8 protein-coding genes and 1 pseudogene are annotated in these 9,071 nt (G+C 26.7%); 2 read left to right on the top strand and 7 right to left on the bottom strand.

What is annotated here, in order from left to right; translation table 11 throughout:
• Window positions 1-150: 150 nt before the first annotated feature.
• Window positions 151-312 (bottom strand): hypothetical protein, encoded by a 162-nt coding sequence (locus U880_RS10400; RefSeq protein WP_235048060.1) that lies wholly within the window; start codon window positions 310-312, stop codon window positions 151-153.
• A gap of 567 nt (window positions 313-879) precedes the next feature.
• Between U880_RS10400 and U880_RS0109465 the strand changes: the two genes are divergently transcribed.
• Window positions 880-1,482: a hypothetical protein gene (locus U880_RS0109465; protein ID WP_152520436.1), complete on the top strand. Its 603-nt coding sequence runs from the start codon at window positions 880-882 to the stop codon at window positions 1,480-1,482.
• Window positions 1,483-2,426: 944 nt separating this feature from the next.
• Here U880_RS0109465 and U880_RS11420 read toward each other — a convergent pair.
• The 3 genes from U880_RS11420 to U880_RS11415 all read right to left on the bottom strand — a co-directional run bounded on the left by U880_RS11420 (window position 2,427) and on the right by U880_RS11415 (window position 3,634).
• Entirely contained in the window at window positions 2,427-2,627 is a 201-nt protein-coding gene (locus tag U880_RS11420) for a hypothetical protein (RefSeq protein WP_024655779.1), read from the bottom strand.
• A gap of 160 nt (window positions 2,628-2,787) precedes the next feature.
• Entirely contained in the window at window positions 2,788-3,129 is a 342-nt protein-coding gene (locus U880_RS0109455; protein WP_161626531.1) for a hypothetical protein, read from the bottom strand.
• Window positions 3,130-3,418: 289 nt separating this feature from the next.
• The gene (locus U880_RS11415) at window positions 3,419-3,634 is read right to left on the bottom strand and encodes a Vsp/OspC family lipoprotein (RefSeq protein WP_038359753.1); all 216 of its coding nucleotides are present in this window, start codon (window positions 3,632-3,634) and stop codon (window positions 3,419-3,421) included.
• 1,490 nt (window positions 3,635-5,124) lie between these two features.
• On the opposite strand from U880_RS11415, the pseudogene U880_RS11985 reads away from it, so the two are divergent.
• Window positions 5,125-5,241 (top strand): annotated as a pseudogene (locus tag U880_RS11985) (variable large family protein); the annotation flags it as partial.
• 1,006 nt (window positions 5,242-6,247) lie between these two features.
• Here U880_RS11985 and U880_RS11410 read toward each other — a convergent pair.
• From U880_RS11410 to U880_RS0109415, 3 genes are all read right to left on the bottom strand, one after another.
• Entirely contained in the window at window positions 6,248-6,427 is a 180-nt protein-coding gene (locus U880_RS11410; RefSeq protein ID WP_161626530.1) for a hypothetical protein, read from the bottom strand.
• Between the two features lie 125 nt (window positions 6,428-6,552).
• A complete protein-coding gene (locus U880_RS0109420; RefSeq protein WP_024655776.1) occupies window positions 6,553-7,590 on the bottom strand; it encodes a glycoside hydrolase family 3 N-terminal domain-containing protein in 1,038 nt (345 codons plus the stop codon).
• Window positions 7,583-9,037, bottom strand: a complete 1,455-nt coding sequence (locus tag U880_RS0109415; RefSeq protein ID WP_024655775.1) for a UTP--glucose-1-phosphate uridylyltransferase — start codon at window positions 9,035-9,037, stop codon at window positions 7,583-7,585. Before U880_RS0109415 ends, U880_RS0109420 begins: the two co-directional genes overlap by 8 nt.
• Between the last annotated feature and the right edge of the window lie 34 nt (window positions 9,038-9,071).

Below are 9,071 nucleotides of genomic sequence, written 5' to 3'. Positions count from 1 at the left end.
AAAGCAAAAATTTCTATTTTCAACAATTCTAACATTAATTATTACTAAATTAATATTCAAAACAAACAATTTAATAAATAAAGTAATCATTTATTAATGACTTTGACTTTCTAATTTCTTTGAAAAGCGAGAACTCAAATTGCTTAACTCTTAACTGAATTTTTCCTCTTTAATTCTTTGCTCTTTCTCCTCATATTCAATCCAATCCTCAAAACTTTTATCCGATCCATATCTTCTTTGAAATTCTATAAATTCACGATACATTTTTCCTATATTAGCCTCAACCTGCTCTATAAACGCATCTATATCCATTTCTTCATCTCTAAACCTTTCTTTTTTCTAGGAAATTAATATCTTTCATAATAAAATAAGACCCTATTAATAGTAACAAGATATAAAGTATTTATTAGATCTAATGGATAGAGGTCTAGTTATAAAAGATAAAAAAAGGTTGGTACTTGTCGATACATGATGTATCAAATTTATAATCAATTAATTTTAAAAATAAAGATTTTTGCTTTAAATTATATGTTAATTGATTTATAAACTCTTAGATTTATAAATCCTAAATACAAGATTATTTCTTACACCAAAATGTTTTGACAAGGACAATGATTAATTAAAAATTTTTAAATTTACCTACTCTTTATTCCATCCCTTAATAAAATTATACCATCTAAATTACCCATAACTTTTATAATTAAACTCATATTGCTATATAATTTTTTATAATTAACTTTAAATAGCAAAATATGGTTTTTAAACAAATACTTAGCTTTAACATTAATCTTTAGTTTTATTAGTTGTGATTTGTTCTTAAACGAAGAAATGTAGAAAAGTAAATCTTTAGAATTACTTGATAAAGTAAACTCCATGATAATGGATACTAGTGATAAAAACATAAAAAATAATTCTAATAACAAATCTTCACAAAAACATCTATCTCAAATTAAGAAAAAAAGTAAAAAAATCAGATCACCTAAACAACCTGCATTACAAAAGGATATAAAAGATAACCTACCTGAACACGGAAATATTACTATCAGCACTTCTGAACCAAGCCAAAACAAAAGTTATTCTAATAGTAACATTATTGATAATAGTTCAAATACTATCTCAAGCACTAATGAAAATATAACAACACTAGATGATCCTACAATCCAGTTCAGCAAAGAAAACCAAGCTTATCATCAAAACAGTAAAATAATTAGATACCAATCAAATATTCTTCAGGGCAATAGTCACACTTACTTAAATGAATTAAACGGTAAATCAAATAATATTCAATATGATTATACTTACCGTTCACACTATGATTCAACTATATCGGGTTCATACTCTGGCAGTTCCATGACAATTGAGGAAGATGAATTTGAAGAAGATGAAGATGAAGAAGAAAAACTAGAAACTAGAATAGATAACATATACAAATTTAAATTAAAGAAGACTATAGTCATTATTGGTTGTCAGTATTATGGCTGAATCTAAACTCTTTTCAATGTCACTTAGAAGTTTTTGAAGGTCTGATTCTAATTTATCTTTTGTAACTTTGATAGTTCTTTTCGTGCCTTTTGTTTTTTCATGTTCTGCAGCTCTTCTTCCATTATTGCTTAATTTTAACCTATAGAATTCAATTGTGTTCAAATCATCTTTTATTTGTTGCGCTACTTCAAGTGCTTATTGTACAATGAATACGATGAGAATTTACAAAGCGACTTGTCTGCAAAAATAAAATTAGATGCACTTAAAAATAAAGTAAGTTCTTTCAAGAAAAAAATAAAGGAAAATCATAACACAGAACACCAAGTATATCCAACACCATACTACCCACGATTATCAAACATACCAAGCACTAAAAAGCCCATACTCAACACTTCAATCAGTCAAAGAATTACTTAACAAAACAAGTACTGTTACAAAATAAATAAGTATTTTATATTTACATTGAATAAAGAAATAAAGGAAGATAGATTATTGACCTATTTTCCTTTATTTTCACAACTCAATATCATATCACAAACAAGTAATATAAGGCAAAAAACAAAATTATTATCTTGTAATGTCGACTTATAAGTTATCTGCAAAATTTGTCCAAATAAATTAAGAGAGACATCCCTAACAATGTCTCTTTTCTTTCACATCAAAATAAAATACCTAAGTTTTTAGCCTTATTTCCTAAAATTTTTTTTAAATATTAATCCATATTGTAAATAATTTTTTCAACATACAATCTGTACTTATAAATAGTATTCGTAAATACTATTTATAGTACAAAATTAAATAACGATTTTTCTGGAAAATACAATGTCAAAAAGAAATTATTCATTTAAATTCCTATTCTACACTGACTCTCTGCAAAGAATTTACATTCACTACATTGAATAACAACTGCTATAAATTCTAGTTTAAGAAAATTTTAGATTATTTTATCTATTTATAATTTTGTTAATTTTATCAATCTCAACTTTCAATATACCCAATATAACAGCATTAATTACATCTAATACCTTATTAACAGCCTCAGCTGCTGCCTTTTTTATTTTTTTGAGCATTCTGCTACCAGTAGCATCAAAATATAAAGTTTGCCCACAAACAAACAAACAAACAAAGTTGAATTTGCAATCCACAAATTATTATGTACACCAAATTTACCAAGCCTTACTCATTGCCTTTAATGCAACAGCAGCTGCAAATTCCGCATTACTAGTTGCAGCAAAACCATTAGAAGTATCAAAAAAACCAGTAATTAATTCTCCAACATCATTATTATTATTAAAAATACCTTTTTTATTTTGCCTTTCTTATCTTTACTATCATTGACCATGAATCAGCCTTAGATACTTCCTCAGCAAGTTTTTCACCAGCTCCTTGCTCTGCAGCACCTTTACCAGAATTAATAGCATCAGATGCACCAGCATTAAACATAGAAATATCATTTTTCTTTTCAATGAATACACCTGACTCCTCAGAAAGTGCAACTATTGCTTTAATTCCACTAATAATATCTTGAACGTTTTCACTATTAGAAACGATAGCGGCTTTAGTTTTAGTATCACTAATTTCCAAAATAGTAATATCATTAACAACACTAATAGCTAATTTATTTACATCAACAATTAATTTTTCCATAACTTTACTATCCTCTATATTCATTTCAGCATTAGCCTCAAAAGCCATATCTTTTAATAAATCAAATAATTCTTAACACGTATTAATCCCTGTTCCACTTTCTGAAAGTGTTCTCCATTTATAGATATAATTAAAGGAACAAAAAATCTTATTGCTCTAAACAAACAATAGTACATTATTAGATTTTTGCAAAAGATGCAGTATAAGATGCAATTAAAGAGCTTACAGAGTCTGTTAAAGTATCAAACATCACTAAAGTAACAGCAACCTAAACTTTCTTTCCTATAACTTAAGTCAATCCATCAACTGACTTAACTAAAACACGAACTTCTTTTACTTTCTCAGCAAATCCAATCGCACTCTTTATATTTTCACTAACCAAATTCAAATCTAAACCACTTTCATCATGCCTAGTAACAATCCCCTTCTTTATCTTAACTCCATCTTTCACCTCTTGCCCACATCCCATAATCAATATAACCACTAATATCCCCATCTTCAGCATCAATCCTCCAACACCCTTCTGTTCCCTTTATTTGCTCCATTTAACAAATATAAACAAAACATGCATAAACAACAACAAAAATATATCTACTATTGATAAATAACTCTTTCAATCATAACTGATTCTACTTCTATACTCTCCTAAATACAATAAAAGAGAGCTACAGCGATTTTCCTTTCACTACCTGCAGTCTATCTATATATCTTTTATTATTCCGTAATCATTTATTAAATTATGATGCATCATTATTTTAAGAACCTCTTGGATTAGTAGCATCAGCATTAATTTCAACAGCTTCCTTCACTCTCTCTCGCTCTGCATCTATTGTCTTCTCTATTCTTATTGTCAACTGTTCCATTTTTAGCTTTAGCCTTGATAGTCTCAAGCCAATACATTACCACCATTTCCACTATAGCTTGTAATATATCAGCACAAGTTAAGTCTACTGCTCTCCTACTTCTTTTAATAATGGCTCCGCTGATGATTTCTTCGCCTCACAAGCAGAATCACCAGAATTATCAGACGAGAATAATTTACCCTACCTCATCATCACCAGCAGCATCTCCAGCACCACCGTGTGTAATCCCCTTTCTACTTCTCCCAAAATGTTTTTTACCTCACTTTCCTTACTAGTAAACTTCATATTTGTTTTCATAAAAAAATCTTCTAATATACTCTAACAATAATCATAATCAAACAAAAAAACATTTTAAAAATTTTTCCCATTAATTTTTCTACTTCTAATACTCCTGATAATACTTTTGATAATATCATTTTCCACGTTTGTATTACTAATTAACACCTCTCTTAAATCTCGTCCTATTTATACGACTTGTGCTCTTAATTCTTGTACCAACTCTTTCCCAACTATTAATGCTGAATCTAATAAAACATCCTTACTCGCATCTGATAATTTATCTAATTCAAATTCAACATCATACAAAAAACATTAATGTTAAATTTATCTAAACAACAAAACAAACAATATAATATTACTATCAATTAAAAGAATTGAAGATATAAATGTCAAGATATTAAAATAAAAATAGATTAGATAATGAACGAATAAATAATGATTTATATGCATATACAATACTGCAAATTAAAAAAGAAAGCTAAAAATAAGCCTCCTTGACCAATTATTTATCTAATCTATTCAAATATGTAAAATAGTCCTTATTTTATTCCTAATTCAACTAAAAAAATAATTGAATGATAATAAAATAAATGCATCTGTAACTAAAAATATTAGATAGCACAAGCTTAATTTTTTCAGTATTTTACTTTATAATTTTGTTTTTATTACCCATTTGTTAGTTTTTTTTTGCTGTTTTGTTAGAATTAAGAGATAAAAGAATAAAAGGAAATAAGGAGCAGAAAAATAGAAAAAAGGCAAAAAATTAAAGTGAAGGAAATGATGAGATATAATAGTAGAGAAGAATGATCAAGGGTTAATTACAAAAATGCATTAGGAATTCAGGTGAATATAAAAACAGACATTGGGAAATTATTTTCATAATATTGTTGATACAATGAAAATAATAAAATATAAGTTAAACAAGATTTTAGAAAAGAATGGTAATTATTCTAAGTTGAAAGAAAAAATTTAGGACTTTATTGGGAAAATAGGTAAGATCGAATTAGAGGTGCAATAGGTAGCAGATGGTACTACTGAAGATGATCATTGGTGGTGCTATTTGTGGGTTATTATTTTATATTTAATTCTGTTTGTGAATTATTGTGATAAATATCAATATTTTTACTAAATTTACTTTGATTCATTTTCATAACTAGGTTTAACGTATATAATGGATTATCAATTTAAATTGATACTATAAGAAGTATTGTGATGGGTGTAATCACTGCAAGTTGCGTTATTGTATTCTTTAAGGAATTATTAAAACACGTTAATAATATCACAAGCTTTTTCTAAAATTTTTCAAGTTCTTAAATTTCTTTATCTGATCTATCTTTACTACGTCTTATAATTTTCTAACACTATAATTTATAACACTACCTATCTACATATTGCTGTAAAAAATTAGTTAATGACATACTTGATAAAATAATCACAGATAATAAAACTAATAATCAAGTCAATTGCTGAACTCATTTTTAACATATTTTTCAAGTTTATCAAACACATTGGCTTTTTTGACAATGTCTATTAATTAATAGATCAAGTAATCTTATTTATCCAAAGAATAACTTGTAATACAATTTTTCATATAAGAATAAAATGTTAAACTTTATTATAGACACTATGAAAAAGTTAAAACTTATATCTTCTTTAATATTAATAATATACTCCCATGCCTGGTGTTCCACACACAAAAATAACCAATTTACACACACAAAACATTTACAAATTGGAATTATTCAACATAATTACATAAATTTAACTCCTTATAATCAAAAACATAAATATCGTTCATTTCTTGGAATAACAATAATTTATAATGATTGGCTTGATTTTAACATTATTCCAATCCATTTTTATCCACACAGTTCCAATCTACTATCAAATTCATATTTTAACATTTCCATCTCCCTTTACATGTTAAAATATAAAATACAAATATATCCTTTTATTATTAATATCTTAATAGGACCTCAATTACCCATAACCCTTAGAACAGACATTATTACTGGTAATAATATTTCTGCTTTTCTTTTTCCTGCTTTACCTTTTCTTTCCCTTAAACTTAATATCCCAATCAATAATATATTTTCTATCACCTCCACCTTTTCTTCATCTCTTAGTGAATATTTTTTAGTAGATGTAGCCATCATATTTGCTATATAATTTATTAATCTCTATTTATACAAAATATAAATTTAAGTATTCTAAAAAAAATAACCTTGATAAAATTTAACATAAAATCTTTCAATCGTTTAAATAAACGAAAATAAAAATATTATTTATCTATATTAACCCCCTTAAAACCCTCGGGAATAAGTACAATATCAATACCTGAATTTAAAGAATGTTTAATAGCATGCTCTAAATTAAAATTATTAATAATTGCACCCATATCATATGCATCCGTCATTATAATACTAAAAATATTTAGATTATTTCTTATAATATCTACTATATCTCTTGACATACTACTAACATCCTTGGAAATATTAGGTACAAGTACATGAGCAAGCATCACAAATTTCGCTTCTTTTCCAAAAACAAATGGTATGAAATTATTTAACATCAAAAAATTTTTACTATAAGGCAATAAAGCTAAATCCTTATGAGTATCTATCTTAGTACCTCCAAGTCCAGGAAAATGCTTCACTACAGCAAAAACCCCTTCTCTTTGCATTCCATCAACAAACGCCTCTACCATAAGACCAATATCATAAAATGAATATCCAAAAGTCCTATTACCTAATGGACTATCAGGTGCAAATTTAGCATCTGCTACAGGTGCCATATTCATATTTATACCAAGACGTCTAAGTTGTTTGCCAAGAATTTCACCTATCTTATATGCAAGTTGAACATCCTCTGTCTTACCAACAGATTCCATAGCAGGAAAATTATACACCCCTAGTTTTTCATTTTCACTAGCCCTGCTAACCAAACCCCCTTCCTCATCAACAGCAATTAAAAGTTTAGAACCAAGATATTTTTTTAATTTTTCAATTAATTTTTTAGTTTGTTCAGCATCTTTAAAGTTTTCCCTAAACAAAATAACTCCCACTGGATTTATCTCTTGTATTTTAATAAGTTCCTTTTTACTCAGTGACTGAACAGCATTAGGATTAGAAACATTTCTAATACCAATAAAAATACAATTTCCATTTAAAATATCTTTAGAATCAACTTTTCCTAAAAACTTATCAACATCTATAAGATCAAATTTATCACTTTCAAAATAATCATAATCTATCTCTGGAATAGAACCCAATAAAACAAAATTAAAAAACAAAAGTACAAATAATATCAATCTAAACATTCCATTTACCTTCTTTTAAAACCAAATCATACTTATTCTGTAATACATTATTAAGAGCAATATTTAAATATTTAGCAACATCAAAAAATGAATCTGAAAATCTATCACTCATATAATTACTCATAACAAGTGTATTAATAAATAACTTAGCAGGCAAAAATCTATCTTCCCTATCAACCTCAAAAATCAATGGATTATTTACCATCTTTATAACTTCCCATGTTATTTGCTCAATTGAAGTATACTTACCAAACTCTTTAGTCTGTTCAATAACTCTCATAGGCATATCTGATATTATTCTATCAATATTTTTTATCAAATATTCCAAATTAAAAAGACCTGTAGCACAATTAAAAAGAATCTTACTTCCTTTCCGTTCAAATTGCAACACTGTTTCTCTAGAAATAACGCTACCAATATCAACACAGTTTAAATGATTATCATCATCTAAAATTAAAACCCCTCCCTTTGTATCTAGTGGTGTCTTAACACTAAACTCAAACCCAGCAGAATCATTAGTGATAGCCATTATAGCAAGTGTTTTTAAATTAACAGTAAAACCAATATTATCAACATTCCCAATATATACAAATTTTTTACCTGAATTATAAAGTTGTATATAAATATCCCTCAAAACTTTAAAATTTTGACCATGTCCTGCAGGCAAAGCTAAAAAAGCTTTCTTCCCATTATTAACATAATCAAAATATTCATAATGACCATCACTTAACTCTTTATAACAATGCACCAAAGGCTGAATTGATGTTAAAATATCTGATTTACAAAAATCACAATAATTTAAACTCTTAATCAAATTATTATCAAAAATACTGTCTAAAAAATCAGAAATTAATTTATAAGTCTTAACACTTGTCATTTGAAAAATAGAAGGTTTAATATTTTCACCATAAAGTTCGTAATACCGCCTAGACAGCAATAAAAGATGTCGAATTTTTAATGCTAAAAACGAAAATCCATAACTACCATCTGCATTAACATATGCAGGTGTAATTCCTTTGGGCAAATGTCCAAAAAATTCCTTAGCTTCTAATATTTTATTTGCATATAAAAAATATAATTCATTATCAAAATCACTATTTTTAAGTAGATCAAAATAACTAGTTGCAGAACCTCCATTTAAAATCCCAAACGAAAAATAAGGATAAAGTGACAACCCTATATTTCTTAAATTATCAGCAGTAAAAACATAAAAATCACCTTCTGATGAAAATAAAAACTTTTTATAATCATCAAAATATTTTTTCAAATTATTTTCAACAAGTTCTTTTCTAAATTTTAATTTAACAAAATTATCAGTAAGACTCAAAATATTATTATGATTTTCACTTGGAAAATTTTTAAAAGATATGTCTAACCCTTTAAGGTCATGCATATTAAGCATATTAAGTACTTTTTGAGAAAAAACTTTATCTATTACTTCACACATACTAAAAACCTCATTAAAACATAAGGTAAATAAA

It is taken from the genome of Borrelia hispanica CRI (genome assembly GCF_000500065.1).
GTDB classification, from domain to species: Bacteria; Spirochaetota; Spirochaetia; order Borreliales; family Borreliaceae; genus Borrelia; species Borrelia hispanica.
This window is presented reverse-complemented; position numbering and strand designations above follow the sequence as displayed.

Bases quoted from the DNA above. Each gene is read 5' to 3' on its own strand.
- U880_RS10400 (WP_235048060.1), bottom strand. From the start codon at position 312: ATGGATATAGATGCGTTTATAGAGCAGGTTGAGGCTAATATAGGAAAA.
- U880_RS0109465 (WP_152520436.1), top strand. From the start codon at position 880: ATGGATACTAGTGATAAAAACATAAAAAATAATTCTAATAACAAATCT.
- U880_RS0109455 (WP_161626531.1), bottom strand. From the start codon at position 3,129: ATGGAAAAATTAATTGTTGATGTAAATAAATTAGCTATTAGTGTTGTT.
- U880_RS11415 (WP_038359753.1), bottom strand. From the start codon at position 3,634: ATGCTGAAGATGGGGATATTAGTGGTTATATTGATTATGGGATGTGGG.
- U880_RS11410 (WP_161626530.1), bottom strand. From the start codon at position 6,427: ATGATGGCTACATCTACTAAAAAATATTCACTAAGAGATGAAGAAAAG.
- U880_RS0109420 (WP_024655776.1), bottom strand. From the start codon at position 7,590: ATGTTTAGATTGATATTATTTGTACTTTTGTTTTTTAATTTTGTTTTA.
- U880_RS0109415 (WP_024655775.1), bottom strand. From the start codon at position 9,037: ATGTGTGAAGTAATAGATAAAGTTTTTTCTCAAAAAGTACTTAATATG.